At 62.9% G+C, this 17082-nt stretch carries 16 protein-coding genes; 11 read left to right on the forward strand and 5 right to left on the reverse strand.

Annotated elements, in window-relative coordinates:
• The first annotated feature begins 55 nt into the window (after nt 1–55).
• The 7 genes from P2T60_RS05230 (at nt 56) to P2T60_RS05260 (ending at nt 7782) form a co-directional block, all read left to right on the forward strand.
• A complete protein-coding gene (locus P2T60_RS05230) occupies nt 56–2122 on the forward strand; it encodes an ABC transporter substrate-binding protein (protein WP_276281498.1) in 2067 nt (688 codons plus the stop codon).
• Nucleotides 2123–2299: 177 nt separating this feature from the next.
• Nucleotides 2300–3289 (forward strand): ABC transporter permease, encoded by a 990-nt coding sequence (locus tag P2T60_RS05235; RefSeq protein ID WP_276281499.1) that lies wholly within the window; start codon nt 2300–2302, stop codon nt 3287–3289.
• Nucleotides 3289–4254: an ABC transporter permease gene (locus P2T60_RS05240; protein WP_276281500.1), complete on the forward strand. Its 966-nt coding sequence runs from the start codon at nt 3289–3291 to the stop codon at nt 4252–4254. Before P2T60_RS05235 ends, P2T60_RS05240 begins: the two co-directional genes overlap by 1 nt.
• Nucleotide 4255: 1 nt before the next feature.
• Nucleotides 4256–5401 carry an ABC transporter ATP-binding protein gene (locus tag P2T60_RS05245; RefSeq protein WP_276281501.1) on the forward strand — a complete coding sequence of 382 codons (1146 nt, stop codon included), beginning with the start codon at nt 4256–4258 and terminating at the stop codon, nt 5399–5401.
• Nucleotides 5377–6741, forward strand: a complete 1365-nt coding sequence (locus P2T60_RS05250) for an ABC transporter ATP-binding protein (protein WP_276281502.1) — start codon at nt 5377–5379, stop codon at nt 6739–6741. Before P2T60_RS05245 ends, P2T60_RS05250 begins: the two co-directional genes overlap by 25 nt.
• Nucleotides 6742–6863: 122 nt before the next feature.
• Nucleotides 6864–7343: a hypothetical protein gene (locus P2T60_RS05255; protein WP_276281503.1), complete on the forward strand. Its 480-nt coding sequence runs from the start codon at nt 6864–6866 to the stop codon at nt 7341–7343.
• Nucleotides 7336–7782 carry a hypothetical protein gene (locus P2T60_RS05260; protein ID WP_276281504.1) on the forward strand — a complete coding sequence of 149 codons (447 nt, stop codon included), beginning with the start codon at nt 7336–7338 and terminating at the stop codon, nt 7780–7782. The genes P2T60_RS05255 and P2T60_RS05260 overlap by 8 nt, the downstream gene beginning before the upstream one ends.
• A 388-nt stretch (nt 7783–8170) precedes the next feature.
• Here P2T60_RS05260 and P2T60_RS05265 read toward each other — a convergent pair whose 3' ends face one another.
• Complete coding sequence (locus tag P2T60_RS05265) at nt 8171–8392, reverse strand: hypothetical protein (protein ID WP_276281505.1); 222 nt, start codon at nt 8390–8392, stop codon at nt 8171–8173.
• Between the two features lie 47 nt (nt 8393–8439).
• Here P2T60_RS05265 and P2T60_RS05270 point away from each other — a divergent pair, with 47 nt between their 5' ends.
• Nucleotides 8440–8700, forward strand: coding sequence for a hypothetical protein (locus P2T60_RS05270; RefSeq protein ID WP_276281506.1), 261 nt, complete (start codon nt 8440–8442; stop codon nt 8698–8700).
• Between the two features lie 81 nt (nt 8701–8781).
• Here the strand turns inward: P2T60_RS05270 and P2T60_RS05275 are convergent, their stop codons facing one another.
• The 4 genes from P2T60_RS05275 to P2T60_RS05290 all read right to left on the reverse strand — a co-directional run bounded on the left by P2T60_RS05275 (nt 8782) and on the right by P2T60_RS05290 (nt 10239).
• A complete protein-coding gene (locus tag P2T60_RS05275; RefSeq protein ID WP_276281507.1) occupies nt 8782–8994 on the reverse strand; it encodes a hypothetical protein in 213 nt (70 codons plus the stop codon).
• Between the two features lie 9 nt (nt 8995–9003).
• Complete coding sequence (locus tag P2T60_RS05280) at nt 9004–9537, reverse strand: hypothetical protein (RefSeq protein WP_276281508.1); 534 nt, start codon at nt 9535–9537, stop codon at nt 9004–9006.
• 1 nt (nt 9538) lies between these two features.
• Nucleotides 9539–9790, reverse strand: coding sequence for a hypothetical protein (locus tag P2T60_RS05285; RefSeq protein WP_276281509.1), 252 nt, complete (start codon nt 9788–9790; stop codon nt 9539–9541).
• 71 nt (nt 9791–9861) lie between these two features.
• Nucleotides 9862–10239, reverse strand: a complete 378-nt coding sequence (locus P2T60_RS05290; RefSeq protein ID WP_276281510.1) for a hypothetical protein — start codon at nt 10237–10239, stop codon at nt 9862–9864.
• A 294-nt stretch (nt 10240–10533) separates the two neighbouring features.
• Between P2T60_RS05290 and P2T60_RS21830 the strand changes: the two genes are divergently transcribed.
• From P2T60_RS21830 to P2T60_RS05305, 3 genes are all read left to right on the forward strand, one after another.
• Nucleotides 10534–14319 carry a type II/IV secretion system ATPase subunit gene (locus P2T60_RS21830; protein ID WP_420028700.1) on the forward strand — a complete coding sequence of 1262 codons (3786 nt, stop codon included), beginning with the start codon at nt 10534–10536 and terminating at the stop codon, nt 14317–14319.
• On the forward strand, nt 14316–16340 hold the full coding sequence (locus P2T60_RS05300) for a type II secretion system F family protein (protein ID WP_276281511.1): 2025 nt from the start codon (nt 14316–14318) through the stop codon (nt 16338–16340). Before P2T60_RS21830 ends, P2T60_RS05300 begins: the two co-directional genes overlap by 4 nt.
• 215 nt (nt 16341–16555) lie before the next feature.
• Complete coding sequence (locus tag P2T60_RS05305; RefSeq protein WP_420028707.1) at nt 16556–17080, forward strand: DUF7287 family protein; 525 nt, start codon at nt 16556–16558, stop codon at nt 17078–17080.
• Nucleotides 17081–17082 lie beyond the last annotated feature (2 nt).

The following is a 17082-nucleotide window of genomic DNA, read 5'->3' on the forward strand; positions in this document are numbered from 1 at the left end:
CCTACGTACATCTCACACCAGTAGATTTAAATGCATGATTGCATACCTCATTGGTATGCCACACCGGCGCAATCGAACTGACGACACGAACGATAGCCGACGAAAGTTCCTGAAGGCGAGTGGTGCTGGTGCCGTTGCCCTCTCTCTTGCTGGCTGTAGCGGCGGTGGCGACGATACCACCACCGAGGAGACGACCGAAGAGACGACGACCACCGAAACCGAACCGAACACCGTCACCGGGTCCGCCGACGACATCCCGGAAGGTGGGACGCTCACCTACGGGATGTCCTCGAAACCCGACTCGTCGAACGTTCTGGTCGGAAGTTCGGTCTACTCTGGCGTTCCGCTCTACCGCATCTACGAGTTCGGTACGGCGCTGGACCCAATCACCAACGAAGTCAAGCCGTGGGTGTTCAGCGACTGGACCATCGAGGAGTCCGACAAGCCCGACCTCTACTTCAACATGCAGAAGGGTCTGAAGTGGAACGACGGCGAGGACTTCACCAAGGAAGACGTACTGTTCACCTACCGGTACTGCATGGAGAACAAGCCGGGTCAGTACACCGACGTTGTCGAACCCATCGAGAAAATCGAGGAGTCCTCGAAGAGCGACTGGGACTTCCACCTCAAACTCAACAAGCCAATCGGCTACTGGGAGAGCAACACGCTCGGCGGCCTTCCGCTCCTGCCCAAGCACAAGTGGGAAGGCAAGGACTACAAGAAGTACGACCCGATGAAGGCCAACCCGGACAACGGTCCGGTGGGTCTCGGTCCGGGCCGACTCACGAAGTATCAGCCTGACACCTCGATGCAGGTCGTCCTCGACAACGAACACTACTACGACACTCTCAGCACGCTCGACTGGCGGGAAGAACACGACCAGCTCATCGCCGGTGGGCCGTTCATCGACAAAATCAACTTCAAGATTTACGGGAGCAAGACCGCGCTGACCCAAGCCTTCCTGAAGGGCGAAGTCGATACCCACTACGGGAGCATGAAGACCTCGAAGCTCTCGAAAGTCAAGGAGACCGACGGCATGTCGCTCATCAACGGTCTCGGCAGCGGGTTCTCCTACTTCGGCTTCAACGGTCGCCGCAAACCGCTCGACGACGTTGCCTTCAAGCAGGCGATGACGTTCGTGTTCGACGAGTACTTCTGGGTCGAGCGACTCCTCCAGAACAACGCCATCAAGGGCGACTTCGCCCAGACGCCGGGGTATCCCGCCCCGCGTCCGGACTACCAGTTCGCCAGCGAAGACGAGATGATGACCCACCCGGCCACCAACGCCTTCGACTTCCGGTCGGCGGAAGCCGCGGTGCCGGACGTGGAAGCAATCCGGAAGTTCCTCTCCGAGGGGAAGGTCATCGACGGGTCGTCGGGTACCTACGCCGGAAAGGACTACCCCGGCAGTCTCTCGGGCATCAAGGCGAGTCAGTCGGAAGCCAAGTACGACTACTCGTTCGGCGAGGTCAAGTCCTCGGTCCTCAAAGACCACCAGAGCGCCGACAAGGAGATTCGCGTGGGTGGCAAGACCATCCCCGAGGTCATGGACGGCGACCCGATTACCATCTTCATCGACCCGCCGAAGAACACGCCGAAGGAGGCGAAGGCCATCCAGCGATGGGCGGACAACCTGAAGTCCCTCGGCATCCCGGTGAAGACCCAGACGCTGTCGTTCAACACGATGTTGTCGAAGGTCTACCAGCAGGAGGACTTCGACATCTACCCGATGGGTTGGGGCGGAACCGGTCCGTTCGGCAGTTCGGCCTATGCCTTCTTCCACTCGGACAACGCCGACGACCTCTCGAAGAAAGACCACGGGAGCGACAAGCAGAACGCCGAAGCGACCCTGTACAACTCGACGGGCTACGGTCTCGCTGGCGGCAGTGCCGACGAACTGCTCTCGAAGGCCCGGACGGAACTAGACCCCAAGAAGCGCAACAAACTCAGTGCGAAAGCGCTCGAACGCATCTACCTCGACATGCCCTACTTCATCATGGACTACGAGAAGATGCGCTGGCCGGTCAACACTGCGAAGTTCACTGGCTTCGTCGAGGGTCTCGTGGACCCGCCGTACGCGAGCTTCAGCACGCAGTTGAACAACATGCACCTGAAGGAATAGCGGTCTAACTCTCCTCTCTCGGTCGCCGTTTTCGTCGGACTACTAACGAGTAATCGAGACCAGAGGGGTCCGTGTTGTGGTAAATCATCACATTCATAACGTGGGTTTACCATAAATAGCACGTATTTGCCAGAGTCGCAATGAAAAGAAGAAATCAAACGGTAACTGAACCAAACTATGACACGAATTAGTGCACGATACCTCGGCAAGCGGTTGGTCGTGTCCTACCTGACCCTGCTTGTCATCATGTCGCTACTGTTCGTCCTCATCCGGAGCATGCCCGGCTCGTTCATCGGTTCGATGATAACTCCGGAACTCGACCAGTCCGACATCAAGAGACTGCGAGAGACGTGGGGTCTGAACGAACCGATGTGGAGACAGTACATCGACTTCATGATAAACTACCAGACCGGTCAGTTCGGTCGGTCGCCGACGTACAAGGAACCCGTCTGGGACATCATCATCCGGCGGTTCCCGCGGACGCTGGTGCTTTTCGGCTCGGCGTTCATCGTCCAGTTCATCGTCGGCCCACTCGTCGGGATGTATCTCGGCTGGTGGCGCGGAACCCGGAAGGACAAGAGCATCTTCACGTCGAGTCTGGCGGTGTACTCGATGCCAGCCTTCTGGCTCGCGTGGTTGTTCATCTGGCTGTTCAACTACGAACTCGGCTGGCTACCGAGTACCTACATGTTCACCAAGTTCGCTAACTTCGAGTGGACCACGCTGTCCATCATCGTGGACGTACTCAAACACATCGCCCTGCCGCTGTTTAGCATCGCGTTCGTCTCGTGGGTCGGCGCGATGCTGGTCATGCGGCCCGCGATGAACAACGTCACCGGTGAGGACTACGTGTTCCTCGCGCAGGCGAAGGGCCTGAGCGAGCGGACGGTCATGATTAAACACGCCGCACGTAACGCGCTGATTCCGGTGGCGACCCAAGCCATCGTTGGACTGGCGTTTCTCCTCGACGGGAGCGTCATCGTCGAGAACGTGTTCAGTTGGCCGGGTCTCGGACAGGTCATCGTCTCGTCGGTGCTGAGCAGGGACTATCCGGTCTCACAGGCCGCGTTCTTCATGCTCGCCGTTCTCATCATCGTCATGCGCCTCGTGACCGACATCGCTTACACGTATCTCGACCCGCGAATCAAGTTCGGGGGTGACTCCTGATGTCTACCGAAACGGAAACCGAAAACGCGTCACAAATCGACTCGCTGAAGGAGCGCTGGCGGCCTCGAATCGAGCGGTTCCGCCGCGGTTGGGACCGCTTCACCCAAGAGAAGATGGGGGTGCTTGGCATCGTCATCATGGTCGTGTTCATCTTCTGGGCGCTGTTCCCGGACGTGTTCGCGCCCCACTCGATGGAGTGGCGGGCGTACCTCGGGACCGAACCCGGCCGACTGACCGCCGAGCAAGCCGACTCGCTCCCGCACCCGCCCGCGTTCGGCGACCCGTTCTTCGCACCGCTGGGGACGAACTACCTCGGACAGGGCATCCTGACGCTCGTCGTTCACGCCGCCGACGACGCCCTCTACATCGGGTTCGCGGCGGGCCTGCTGTCGAGTCTCGTCGGCGTCCCGCTCGGACTCATCAGCGGCTTCTACGGCAATACGTGGATTGACGAGACGATTCAGCGCGTGGTCGACGTGATGTACGGCCTGCCGTTCCTGCCGTTCCTCATCGTCCTCGTGGCGATTCGGGGCATCACGACGACCAACATCATCCTCGGCATCGCCGTCACCTCGTGGCTGAACAACTGTATCGTCATCCGCGGGGAGACGCTCTCGCTGAAAGAGCGGTCGTACGTCGAGTCGGCGAAGGTGGCGGGCGCGAGCGACACGCGAATCGTGTTCCGACACATCATGCCCAACGTCCTGCCGCTTGCGTTCGTCTTCCTCGCGCAGGACGCGGCGGCGGCCATCCTCGCCCAAGCGTCGCTGGCGTACCTCGGACTCGCGGACTTCACCGCCAACTCGTGGGGCCTGATGCTCCAGAACATCAAGTCGAACGGATACGTCTTCGACGCGTGGTGGTGGCTCATCCCGCCGGGCGTCTGCATCATGCTAATCGCGGCGGCGTTCTACTTCGTCGGCTTCTCGATGGAGGACGTGACCAACCCGCAGGAGGAGAGCTAACATGTCGCTACTCGAAGTCAACGACCTATCGGTGCGCTACAACGCGGGAGAATCGAAGGTCCACGCCGTGGACGGCGTGAACTTCAGCGTCGAACACGGCGAGACGTTCGGTCTCGTCGGCGAATCGGGATGCGGAAAGACCACGCTCGGGAAGTCGCTCATCCACCTCCTCGACACGAACGGCTACGTCGAGAGCGGAGAAGTGTGGTTCGACGGCACGCTCCCCCAGTGGGAAGACGAGAACGGTAACCCGCGCCGCGAGATTATCGAGGACGACCAGTACCCGGTCCGCGAGGACGGGATGACCGACCTCACCGAACTCGACGACCAAGACATCCGGGACGTGCGGTGGCGCAACATCGCACTGATTCCACAGAGCGCGATGAACGCCCTGAACCCCGTCTACGAGGTGGGCGACCAAATCGTGGAGGCCATCCTGCGACACGAACCCCACACGTCCAAGCAGGAGGCCGACGCCCGCGCCCGGGACCTGCTCGAACGGGTCGGCATCGAACCCGACCGGGCCGACGACTACGCCCACGAGTACTCCGGCGGGATGAAACAGCGCGCGGTCATCGCCATGGCGATGGCGTGCAACCCGGACATGCTCATCGCCGACGAGCCGACGACGGCGCTCGACGTGATTATTCAGGACCGCATCCTCGAAGAAATCGAGGAACTGCAGGACGAGTTCGACGTGTCCATCCTCGTCATCAGCCACGACATCAGCGTGATGGCCGAGATTTGCGACAAACTCGGCGTGATGTACGGTGGCAAGATGATGGAGAGCGGCCCGAAGGCCGAGGTGTTGGAGAACGCCTCCAACCCGTACACGCTCGGGTTGAAGAACTCGTTCCCGACGGTCAAACAGGAACAACAGCAGTTGGTCTCGATTCCGGGGTCGCCGCCGACCCTGTTGGACCCCAGCGAGGGGTGTCGGTTCGCCGACCGGTGTCCGTTCGTCGTGGACGAGTGTCACACGTCGCACCCGCCGATGTACGACGTGGACGCCGCCGAAGGCGGGACGAGAGTCGAGGCGAGTGACCGCCACGCCCACCGGTCGGCGTGCTACCGAATCGACGACCTCGAACAGATGCGCGAAGACGCCGCAATGGAGGAAACATGGACCGAAACGCAGACCCACTAGTCGAAGTCGAGAACGTCTCGAAGTGGTTCGATATGTCCCAAGGGGTCGTAGACCGCCTGATGGGACGAGAACCGACGCCCGTGAAAGCAGTGGACGACGTGTCGTTCACCATCAACGAGGGCGACATCATGGGCATCGCGGGCGAGTCGGGATGTGGAAAGACGACGCTCGGCAAACTGCTCGTCCAACTCCACGAACCGACGAAAGGGAGCATCAAGTTCGACGGAGACGACATCACCGAGATGTCGAACGACGACGAACAGGAGTTCCGCAAGCGGGTCCAGATGATATTTCAGGACCCCTTCGAGAGCCTCAACCCCCGGATGACCGTGTTCCAGTCGGTGGTCGAACCGCTCCGCATCAACGACATGTACGGCGGGTACAGCGAGCGCCGCGAGCGAGTCATCGAAGTGCTGAACGAGGTGGGACTGTCGCCCGCCGAGGCGTACCTCAACGAGTTCCCGAAGGAACTGTCGGGCGGGGAACTCCAGCGCGTCGCCATCGCGCGGGCGCTGGTCGTCAACCCCGACTTCGTGGTGTGTGACGAACCCGTCTCGATGCTCGACGTGTCCATCCGGGCGGGCGTGCTGAACCTGATGAAGGAGCTACAGGACGAGTACGGCCTGACCTACGTGTTCATCAGCCACGACCTCTCGCTCATCCGGTACATGTGCGACCGGACCGCCATCATGTACCTCGGCGACGTGATAGAACAGGGACCCACCGACGACGTGGTGATGGACCCCAAACACCCCTACACGGAAGCGCTGTTCGACGCGGTGCCCGAGGTTGACCCCGAGGCCGAGCGCCACCGCGCGAACGTCACGGGCGAAGTGCCCAACCCGCGGAATCCGCCCTCGGGATGCCGGTTCCACCCGCGGTGTTCGAAGATTATCCCGCCGGAGGGCTGGACCGGAAGTCAACCCGCGTTCCGGCGAGCGTTCCAGTTCAAGCGCCAAGTCGTGACCGAGCAACTCGGTCCCGACGACGCCGACACCAGCGCCGAGACCGCGGCGGGTCGGGCGGCCGACGAGTTGCTCGAACACGGTCTGGCGCTCGAACTCCCCGAGGAACACCAGTCCGCGAGCGAGACCGGAACCACGGTGGACCCGCGCCAACTCGACCTGCCCAACGACGCCGAGCAGACGCTTCGGGAGGCCGCCGAGCGAGTCGTCTCGGGCGACTACGACGCCGCCCGCGAGGTACTCGACGGCGAGTTCGAGACCGTCTGCGCCCGAGAACACCCCGACCTGCGGACGGCGGGCGACCAGATAACCGCCTGCCACCTCTACGAGGGCGAGCGCAAGGAGACCCGGAAAGCGCCGAGCGCGGACGACTGACGACCGGACGCCTCTCGGGTCCGTCCCGAGATTTCTGTGCAGTCGGGTCCCGGCGCGGTGCGCCGAGGTGCGTGGTATCAGACAACATTTTTGTCGCCAGAGCAACCGAATACTGACAGTACATGACCGACCGCACACCCTTCAGTCCCCGGAAACCGGTCACGCTGGGGTCGTTTCTGGTGGTCGCGCTCGTCGCGTCCGCGCTGTTCGTGCCGACGTTCTCCGCGCACCTCGCGGTGATGAACAAGGTCAGCATCGACGCGACTGCGACCGACGTGGCGGTGTCGGACGACGGCGACCACCTCGTAGTCCAGATAGCGGTTCGCAACCCGACCCGGAGCGCGTTCACCGCGACTCACGGCCGACTCTACGCCAGAGCGGACGGCGAGCAGGTGTCGGGGTTCGGTAACGACCTCGAAGAGGCGACGGTTCCGGCGGGCGAGACCCGGACCGTGACCGCCCGCCTCAGCATCGACGAGGACCACCGCGAGCAGGCTATCGACGCCGCGCGAGCGGGCGAAGTGGTCGTGACCGGCCAACTACAGGGGACGATACAGGACGCGGAAGTCGAGGTCGGAGTCGAGGAGGAGACGGATGGCTGAACGCGCGCTGTCGGCGGCCGGGTTCGGACTCGGTGCGGTCCGCGAGCGCCTCCGAGTGTTGGCGCTCGGGTCGCTGACGGGCGTCGTCGCCGGGATGGGGACGTTCATGTTCCTCCAAGAGAACTTCCTGCCGTGGGGCGTCACCGAGACGTGGGCGCTCGGGTTCGTGGTCGCGGCGGGGGCCTACACCCACTTTCTCGCCGCCGACCTCTCCGAGAGCATCGCCCTGTCGCTGGTCGCGGTGGTCGTGGGTCTGGCGACGAACGTCGTCGCGTGGATTGGGCCGCTGTGGATTCTGGGCTACCCACGGTTCGCTCGGGGTCTCCTCCTGCCGAAGATGGTGGGCGAGGCGCTCGCCAGCGGCCTGCCGACGTACCTGATAACCTTCTACGCGGCGTATTTCGGTGCGCTGACGCTCGGCGGCTATCTGGAGGCCTGAGCGACTGGCGCGTCGTTTCGGCGGCGAGTCGCGGCGGCGAACTCGATGGTTCGGACGCGCTCGGCAAACCGGATTCCCGGCAGACGCTCGGCCGGACAACCGCCAGCGAAGACGCTTGACCGACCAACCACCACCGCAGACGCTCGGCCGGACAACCGCCGGGTGGGATAAAGGGGCCGCCCGCTCGCGGGCAGTTTAGTCGCCTCAGCGACCCCTATCTGAGGCGAACGAAGTGAGCCGAAGATATGTCGCTGAGCGACCGCGAGCGGGCGGGGGCTTTCGAAGACTTCGTTACGTCGGTTCCTGCGGTCGCTGTCGCGGTACGTAGCGAGCGGGCGGGGGCTTTCGAGGTGTTCATCATGACGGTTCCCGCGGTCTCTCCCACGTTTCAGACGACAGTGACGACGAAGACGACCGAAACAGCGACAACCGAAACGGCGACGACAGTGATGACAGTGATAACAGCGACGACTGAAACGGCGACGACAACCAACACCACTGAAACCACAACGACAACTGAAACAGCAACAACCGAAACCACAGCGACGACAACGACGACTGAAACGGCGACAACAACGACAACCGACACCACAGCGACAACCGAGTACACCGCTAGCGACCGAGGCGTTTTTAGACCGTCACGCGCTACCTCGTCACGTGCCGAAGGACACGCCCCAACCGGAGAAGACGGTCCGCGAGCGGGGGACGTTCGCCAGTCACAACGACAACCCGACGCTGGCGAGTTACCTCTCGTCGCTGTTTCTGGTGCTGTCGGTGCCGGGGTTCATCGTCGCGGCTTACGCCGGGCACTCGGTCGGACTCTACGGCTACGACGCCATCGTCCCCGCGTTCGCGGGCCTGCTCGTCGGGTCGCTCGCCGTCGCGTTCGCGCTGATGCACTGGCTGACCGGGAACTAAGCGTCTGCGGGCTTCGGAAATCTATTCGACGCTTAGAGAAACAATTTTCGTGCTTAGATAGATGTTTTCGATGCCGAACGCTCAGTACGCGTTGGTCCGGAGCGTCATGTAGAAGACGACTATCATCGCGGCGACGAGAAGCGCGAACTGGGGTCGCGTGGGCGCGTCCGACGACGCGGTGAAAAACGAGAACAGACTCGCCAGACCGAGACCGCTCGCCAGCGCGAACAGCAGAAGGACTCGGTTGCCTTCGTCCGTCAGCCAGACGTAGACGGTTTCCTTCGGGTCGTCCATGTCGGCGGGTCAGTACCAGATTTCCTTGAAGTCGCACGCCACGGGTTCGTTGGTGACGTTCTGGGCGAGCGCCATCGACGTGAGCGCGACACCGGAGTCGGCGGTGAACTCCCCGCCGTCGTCGCGCCACTCGCAGATGCCGACGCCGACTTCGAGTTGCCAGTCGCGGATGGTCATCAACCACTCGTCGGGCAGGTCCTCCACGTCGTCTTCGAGTTGGACCCGGAAGAGGTACTTGTACGTCGTCTCGTGGCGGTCGCTGATGTCCTCGCCCGCCATGTACTCGGGGAACGTCGGAGTGCCGAACAACTGGACGAGGCGGTAGAGCGCGGTGCCAACGTCGCCCTCGGAGGGTTCGCCCGGTTCGGGCGTCATGGGCGCGCGCACGTCGAGGTCCTCGCGGTCGTTGACGACATCCTCGACGAGTACCTCGCCGTCCGACCGTCGGCGACGTATCTCGGATTGGGGAATCGGTTCGAGGACCAAGTTCTGTAACTGTTCTAAGTCGGGCGTGTCGGGGTGAGTGCGAACGTCCGTCGGCATGTTAGTATGCGAAGTAGTTGAAGCCGCGCCATCCGAGGTAGCCGAGACCGAACGTGCCGACCCCGATGGCGATTACCGAGATAGACTCGACGGTGCTGACCGCGCCCTGTTCGATGGGGTCGAGACCGAAGTACAGCGTCAGTCCGACCGTGGTGAGGATGTACCCCACGACGATGCCGAGTAGCATGACTGCCAACGATGCGAAACCCGCCGGACCGCGGAGGGGTTTCGGTACTTGTTCGCGTATCGCCATGGTTTGTGGTATTATCCGCCAAGGTTAAAAGTTCCGCACTTTCAATCGAGCGGAGAGAATCGCAGTCGCCGTCACTCTCGGCCGTTCTCGCGCGGGTCGTCCGCGTCGGCGTCTACGTGTTCCAGACCGTCGCCGCCGAGCGGCGACATCTCGGGGTCGAAATCGCCGGTTCGGTCGCCGGTTCCGTCGGGGTCCGGCGACTCGTCGCCGGACCCCTCCCGCCGGTGGGACTCGCCCGAGGGCATGGCGACGTACTCCTCGGTGGGCGTCCGGAACCGGTAGCCGAGTGCGATGAACAGGCCGCCGACCACGACCCGCAACACCACCCACGGCGAGGTCAGAGCGTAGGTGCCGTTCACGACCCCGCCGTGGATTGCCTCGCCGACGAGAAGCGCACCGACCACGAGCAGGACCGTGCTGAGCATCGCCAAGAACCGTACTGAAATCACGCACGGGGGTTGCGAACCCCGAAAGTTACGCTTTCCGGTTCGAATCTGAGCGGCGACACGTCAGATTCGGTCGGAGTTTCGGTAAGTCTAGTGACACGACTCCCGGTAGGAGCCGGTTCAGACGCAGGAACGCGCCGCGTGAGTCCGATACTCGGCCGACCGTGACGTATCACGGAGGCGGGTGAGCGGCCACAATGTTCATTATCCCTCCATCGACCATGTAAAGTAAAGTATGAGGACGTATCTTTTGTCTGTTACGAGGTTTTTTGCGTCATTAGGCGAGGGGAGTAGTCAATGAGCGACGAACGGGACGCCGGGGACGACATCCCCGACGAAAAACGACGGCAGGCGGACGGCTCCGACGCAGACCCCGACGCCGACGAACCTGACGCCGACGAATCCGACCCCGAAGGCGGAGACGCGGAAGGCGATACCGACTCCAAAGACGACGACATCGAAGCCCCAGAAGTCGAAAACACCGAAGGAGAAGACGAAGGGGCCGACGAAGCGGACACCGAAGGCGGAGACGAAGACCATGAATCCGACACCGCCGAGAACGACGCGGGGCCGGACTCGCTCGAAATCAGCGACGAGAAGCTAACCAGCGCGGGCGTCACCGTCGGCGAGTACGACTGGGAGGAGTTCAAAGACGAGTTCTTCTACGAGGACGGGAGTCCGCCGACCAACTGGCGGGGGAAGGCCCTCCCCTTCGAACCGTCGGAGTACCTCGGCCACGACCCCGACGAGACCGACCAGCGAGTCGAAGACGGTGTAGAGACCGCCGAGGGGCTGAGCGCCTACTTCGAGGACTTTCTCGACCCGGAGAAGACGCCCGTGGCGCTCGGCGAGTACCTCTGGGAACACTTCCGGTACGAGTACTACTACGACGAGAGCGAGGAGGGGATGGCGCTCCCCCGCGACGAGTCGGGCGAAGTCGTCCCCTTCGACCGGAGCAAGTGGCACGGCCACGACGACTTCCCGGCCAGCGTCTTCGAGGCGGGGTGGGCCGTCACCGACCTGAGCGCGTCGTTCGAGGAGTGGCTAGACCCGGCGACCACGCCCGTCACGAAGGGCGAGTACTACTGGGAACACTTCAAGTACGAGTACTACTACACCGACACTAGCGTCACCGCCCCGGAGCGACCGCGCGACGACGAGGGGGAAATCGACCGCTTCGACAAAGAGGAGTGGCTCGGTTTCCCCGAGGAGGACCTCGAAGAACGCCTCGCGGAGGGCGCACACGACGCCCGGAAACTCCTGCAAATCGAGGACGAGCGCACCCTCGACGTGCCCGAGGAACTGGACGAGGACGCCTTCTTCTCGACCTTCGAGGGCCACACCACGCTGGCGAACCGCTACGACCTCGAAAAGGAAGTCGCACTTCCCAAGAAACAGCACTTTCGGGAGGTGGACCGCTACTGGGTCAACAAGCCCTACTCGTTCGTCGTCATCTTCCACTCCGAGAAGGAGAACGAGACCAAGTACTACCTCGTGGAGCCGTACTGCACGCCCATCGAGGAGGACCTGAAGGAGTTTTTGACCGAGAAGCTTCGGTCGTCCATCAAGTACTCCAGCGAGGATGTCGTCGTCGAGGCTCAAGAGGAGGAACGCGAGGAGGTCATCGAGCGCGAGACCCTCCGACTGCTCGCGCGCTACGACCTCTACGCCGAGAACGACGGCGAACGCGCCGAGCAACTGAAAGAACTGCTCGACCGCTACGACGAGACCAGAGACGCGGTGTCGGCCTACGTCGAACGACTCCGCGAGGAGACCGACGCCGCGTTCGAACCGGTCCGGGAGTTCATCGAGGAGCGCCGAGACGAACGCACTGACGAGACGGACGACGAGGACCCCGACGCGGACGCCGCGGAGTCCGAAACCGACTCGTCGCCAGAAGCAGAACAGACGCCCGACACCGACCCGTCACCGGATGCCGACGCCGCGACCGACTCCGAGGAGGTCGCGGCGGACGGCGGCGCGGTCGGCGACGACTCGGCAGACACCGACGCTACAGACCCCGAAACGGTCTCGCCGGAGTCGCCCGAGACACCGGCGGAACCGTCTTCGCCCGACGAAGCCGAATCCGCCGACCTCCCGGCGAAGACCGACGACGCGGATGGGAGTGACCTACCCGCAACGACCGACGACGGCGACGACCCTCGCATCCGACTCGACGAGTACCTCGATTTGGACTTCGAGGCCGAGGGGTCGCTCCGCCAGCAGGTCCGGGCCGCGGTCGAAGCCAAAATCGAGGCGCTGGAACCCGACGACTCCGGCGGCTTGGACGGCATCATGGTCCGGCCGGAGCCGGTCCTCATCGAGGAGGACAGCGACGACCTCTCGGAGTATCAGGCCCAGAAACTGCTCTACTACCTCCGGCGGGACTTCATCGGCTACGAGCGCATCGACGGCGTGAAACACGACATCAACGTCGAGGACATCTCCTGTGACGGCTACAACTCGCCGGTGTTCGTCTACCACACCGACTACGAGCAGATAATCACCAACGTCTACCACGGCGAAGACGAGTTGGACGACTTCGTGGTCAAGATGGCCCAGCGGTCGGGGAAAGGCATCAGCAAGCGCCAACCGCAGGTAGACGCCACCCTCCCCGACGGCTCTCGGGCCCAGTTGACCCTCGGCCGCGAGGTGAGCGACCACGGGACCAACTACACCATCCGGCAGTTCAAGGACGTGCCGTTCACGCCGGTCGACCTCGTGAACTGGAACACCTTCTCGCTCGAAGAGATGGCGTTCATGTGGCTCGCTATCGAGAACCACAAGTCGCTCATCTTCGCCGGGGGCACGGCGTCCGGGAAGACGACTTCGCTGAACGCCGTCTCGCTGTTCATCCCCAGCAACTCCAAAATCGTCTCCATCGAGGACACCCGCGAGGTCGAACTGCCACAGCGCAACTGGATTGCCAGCGTCACCCGGCCTTCCTTCTCGGACGACGACAAGGGCGACGTGGACGAGTTCGACCTGCTGGAGGCGGCGCTCCGCCAGCGCCCCGACTACATCGTGATGGGCGAGATTCGCGGCGAGGAGGGTCGGACCCTCTTCCAAGTCATGTCCACGGGGCACACGACCTACACCACCTTCCACGCCGACACGGTGGGAGAAGTTCTCAAGCGGTTCACCACCGAACCCATCAGCGTCAGCAAGACGCTGTTCACCGCCCTCGACTTGGTGTCCATCCAGACCCAGACCCGCGTCAACGACAGCAAGGTCCGGCGGAACAAGTCGCTCACGGAGATAAACGAGTACAACGCCGAGAACGACGAAATCAACGTCCAAGACATCTTCCAGTGGCGCGCCGAAGACGACGAGTTCATGCGCCTCTCGGGGTCGAACACGATGGAGGACATCATGTTCGACCGCGGATGGAACCGCGACAGACTGGAGAAAGAAATTCTCAAGCGCCGGGTCATCCTCGCGTACCTCATCAAAAACGGTCTCAACGAGTACACGCAGGTCGCCGCGACCGTACAGGCGTTCATCAACGACCCCGACACCATCCTGACGCTGGTCGCCAACGAGAAACTCGAAGATAGCCTCGAAGACCTCCGGGAGATGGAGAGCGTCCAAATCGACGTGAACCCCAAGAAAGAGGAGATGGTTCCCCGGCCCGACCCGAGCGAGGAGACCTACGACCTCGCCAAGGGCATCCTCGCGGAGGCCGAGGACCGCCTGCTCGACGACTACCGGGGAGCGGACGCCGACGTGGACGGACTCGCCGTCGCACTCGCCGAGTCTGCCGAACCAACCGACGCGCCCGCGGAAATCGAGGCCGAACCCGGTGCCGACGGTTCGGACGCACCCGCATCCGACGACGCCGACGCGCCGTTCGGCGGCGACATCCTCGACTCCGAACCCGCCGAGAGCGAGTCGGTGCAGGACACCGAATCGGTCGGTCCGGAGGACAGCGTTCGGAACGTCAACGACGCCGGAGAACTCGGGAGTTTCCCCGAAGTGTACGACGAGCAAGAAGAGGACGACGAGAACGGCGATAGCTCCTTCGGCGACTTCGAGGCCGCCTTCGAAGACGACGAGGACGACCGGCGGGAGGACGAGCGATGAGTCACGGGAGCGCGAACTCCCCCGAGCGGTCGGCCGACTCGCTGGCCGACGCGTTCTACCCGCTGTTCGACTATCTGTTCGACGAGGACGGCGACTTCGTGGACGACGTGGAGACCAAACTCGCCGAGGCGCGGATGCCCGACACGGTGGAACTGTACCTCTCCCGAGGGCTGGCAGTCGGCGTCCTCGCGGGAGTCGTCCTCTGGTTGCTCGGTCTGGTCGTGGGTTACGTCCTGTTCGTGACCGGTCTCGTGGACGTTGGAGTCCTCATCGGCCTGCCGGTGCCCAGCGAGCAAGTGGCGCAGATTATCAACGCGCTCAAAATCCCGGCGCTCGTGGTGGCAAGCGGCTTCGTCTTCGGCGCAATCGGGTTCACCATCGGGTTCGGCGTCATCGTCGGGATTCCGTACATGCGGGCCAGCGAGCGCGAACGGGAGATAAACATGCTGTTGCCCGACGCCATCTCGTTCATGTACGCCCTCTCCATCGGGGGGTTGAACCAGTTGGAGATTCTGGAGGCGATGGCGAAGGCCGACGACACCTACGGCGAGGTGGCCCGCGAGTTCCAGTCCATCGTCCAAGAGACCGAGTACTTCGACACCGACTACCGGACCGCGATTCGCAAGCGGTCGCTGGAGACGCCGAGCGACGAGTTGGGCCAGTTTCTGACCGACATGCTCTCCATAGTCAACTCCGGGGGCGACATGAGCGACTTCTTGGACGACAAGAAGGACAAGCACATGCGGACCGCCAAGCAGGAACAGGAGATGACGCTGGAGACGCTGGAGTTGTTCGGCGAGATGTACATGACCCTCTCGCTGTTTCCCCTGCTTCTCATCATCATCCTCGTCATCATGTCGATGCTCGGGGAGGCCCAAGAGTCGATGCTCTACGCGACGGTGTACGGGTTGATTCCGCTGACGGGTGCCGGGTTCCTCGTGCTGGTCTCGACGGTCAAGCAGGACGACCCCGGCGACGGCTACCTCAACCCCGCAGACGGCGGGGACCGACTCGAAGCCACGACCGGCGCGGGTCTGCTCCACCTCGGTCTCATCGAGAAGTACGTCGGCGAGTTCTCGGTCTTCGACCGCATCAAGAGCAGGGAGGGGACCTACGAGACGGTGGCGCTGTTGAAGCGACCCCACATCTTCTTCCGGGAACACCCGCTTTTCATCCTCGGGTTGACGTTCCCGGCGTCGCTGGTGCTGGTCGGAAACGCAGTGTGGACCGGCGCGGCACCCCGGAACTTTCAGGATATGGTCGCTCAGCCGATTTGGGGGACGTTCATCTACGTCTACGTCCCGGTGTACGTCAACTTCCTTCCCCTCGCAATCTTCCACACGTGGAACGTCCGGTCGCGGAAGGCGGTCGTAGACAAACTCTCGGACAACCTCCGGAAGCTGTCGTCGGCCAACGACACCGGACTGACCCTGTTGGAGTCGATTCGTACCGTCGCGGACACCTCGTCAGGTAAACTCGCCGACGAGTTCGACGTGATTCACGCCAAGGTCGAGTACGGGATGAGTCTGAAGGCGGCGCTCATCGAGTTCAACAACCGGTACCACATCCCGCGACTCGCCCGGACGGTCAAACTGGTCTCGAAGGCACAGGAGGCCTCCAGCCAGATTACGGCGGTTCTCTCGACTGCGGCCCAAGCCAGCGAGAATCAGGACGACATCGCCCGCGAGCGCAAGTCTCGTTCGCGGATGCAGGTCGTCATCATCATCATGACCTACCTCACCCTGCTGGCGGTGATGGCCATCCTGAAGGTGAAGTTCCTCGACGTGATGGCGGGTCTGGCCGGGCAAGCCTCGTCGTCGGGCGGCGGCGCGGGAGCCTCGCAGTTCGGCGGCGGCATCGACACGAAACTCCTGTCGATGCTGTTCTTCCACGCCGTGACCCTGCAAGCGGTCCTCTCGGGGTTCATCGCGGGCTACATCCGGGACGCCTCGCTCATGTCTGGCGTGAAGTTCGCCGTGGTACTGCCGACAGTCGCACTCCTGACCTTCGCGTTCATCTAACCATGTTCGGCGAGATTTCCTCTTCGAGTTCGGAACGCCGACGGCCGAGTCCTAATCGGCGTTGGGACTCCCTCGAACAATACATAGATAGCTATAGGCTAACTAGAGTTTTCTCTAAGAAAGAATCTTATTTCCAAAATCCGACAAGCGAACGCTCGGCCGACCAGCCGACATGGGCGGGACTGAAAGGGGCCGGTCGCGCGACCGGGGGCTTTCTGAGCGGTCTCTCCGCCAGTTTCGCCGGGGATTCCCGACGCTCGAACGCCCGAGCGCAGACCAGCGTCGATTTCGTGGTCGGGATGAGCGTCTTCCTGCTGACGGTGGCGTTCGTCGTCGGGTTCCTCCCCGGCGTCTTCGAACCGTTCACCGCCAGCGGGGAGGGCGACGTGCTGGCGAGCGACCGGACCGCGAGTCTGTTGGCCGAGCAGTTGCTCGCCGACCCCGAGACGCCGGGCGCGCTGAACGCCACCTGTACCGCCGAGTTCTTCTCGGAGAGCGACGACGGTCGAATCGACGAGTGTCGGTTCGACGCCGACGCCGGGGACCTCGGGACCGCGCTCGGAGTGAGTCCGACGACGGCGGTCAACGTCACTATCGAGGAGAACGGCACCGTTCGCTCGGCCGGGGGCGTCACCCTCGACGCGGGACCGACGCCGCCCGAGTCCGAGAGCGTGGTCGTCTCGCGCCGAGTCGTCCTGCTCGGCGGCGAGGAGAGCGACCTCTACGTGAGGGTGTGGTAGCC

The organism is Halorussus caseinilyticus, from assembly GCF_029338395.1.
Taxonomy (GTDB): Archaea; Halobacteriota; Halobacteria; order Halobacteriales; family Haladaptataceae; genus Halorussus; species Halorussus caseinilyticus.

Excerpts from the sequence above, each read along its gene's own strand:
- P2T60_RS05230 (WP_276281498.1), top strand. The coding sequence starts at position 56 with ATGCCACACCGGCGCAATCGAACTGACGACACGAACGATAGCCGACGA.
- P2T60_RS05235 (WP_276281499.1), top strand. The coding sequence starts at position 2,300 with ATGACACGAATTAGTGCACGATACCTCGGCAAGCGGTTGGTCGTGTCC.
- P2T60_RS05240 (WP_276281500.1), top strand. The coding sequence starts at position 3,289 with ATGTCTACCGAAACGGAAACCGAAAACGCGTCACAAATCGACTCGCTG.
- P2T60_RS05245 (WP_276281501.1), top strand. The coding sequence starts at position 4,256 with ATGTCGCTACTCGAAGTCAACGACCTATCGGTGCGCTACAACGCGGGA.
- P2T60_RS05250 (WP_276281502.1), top strand. The coding sequence starts at position 5,377 with ATGGACCGAAACGCAGACCCACTAGTCGAAGTCGAGAACGTCTCGAAG.
- P2T60_RS05255 (WP_276281503.1), top strand. The coding sequence starts at position 6,864 with ATGACCGACCGCACACCCTTCAGTCCCCGGAAACCGGTCACGCTGGGG.
- P2T60_RS05260 (WP_276281504.1), top strand. The coding sequence starts at position 7,336 with ATGGCTGAACGCGCGCTGTCGGCGGCCGGGTTCGGACTCGGTGCGGTC.
- P2T60_RS05275 (WP_276281507.1), bottom strand. The coding sequence starts at position 8,994 with ATGGACGACCCGAAGGAAACCGTCTACGTCTGGCTGACGGACGAAGGC.
- P2T60_RS05280 (WP_276281508.1), bottom strand. The coding sequence starts at position 9,537 with ATGCCGACGGACGTTCGCACTCACCCCGACACGCCCGACTTAGAACAG.
- P2T60_RS05285 (WP_276281509.1), bottom strand. The coding sequence starts at position 9,790 with ATGGCGATACGCGAACAAGTACCGAAACCCCTCCGCGGTCCGGCGGGT.
- P2T60_RS21830 (WP_420028700.1), top strand. The coding sequence starts at position 10,534 with ATGAGCGACGAACGGGACGCCGGGGACGACATCCCCGACGAAAAACGA.
- P2T60_RS05300 (WP_276281511.1), top strand. The coding sequence starts at position 14,316 with ATGAGTCACGGGAGCGCGAACTCCCCCGAGCGGTCGGCCGACTCGCTG.